The sequence below is a fragment of the Pseudoalteromonas sp. MER144-MNA-CIBAN-0113 genome, assembly GCF_040308965.1.
Taxonomy (GTDB): domain Bacteria; phylum Pseudomonadota; class Gammaproteobacteria; order Enterobacterales; family Alteromonadaceae; genus Pseudoalteromonas; species Pseudoalteromonas tetraodonis.
The window spans coordinates 1-279 of record NZ_JBEOOG010000294.1; the positions used below are offsets into that span (position 1 = coordinate 1).

1 protein-coding gene is annotated in these 279 nt (G+C 42.3%); it reads right to left on the bottom strand.

The genetic code is table 11. From position 1 onward, the window contains the following. The coding region (locus AAEY57_RS19765; protein WP_350608641.1) for a hypothetical protein at nt 1-279 on the bottom strand (279 nt) is incomplete at both ends.

Below are 279 nucleotides of genomic sequence, written 5' to 3' on the forward strand. Positions count from 1 at the left end.
TCTAAAACCTATGTAGAATGATTGACCAATTGGGTCGTACGTACCAGCATCAGTTTCAGTACCAGTACTTGAACCGCTCACACCCGATAAAATGCGTGGTGGCTCTTTATCAAATAAGTTACTTGCACCAGCGTAAAGCTCTGTTGAATCGCTGATATGGTAACTTGCTTGAACATCATGATACGTTACTGAACCAATCCCTACTCCACCTGGAGCAATACCAAAACCACTTAAGAATTGATCATCAAAGTCTGCAGCGCCAATGTAAGTTAAGCCTGT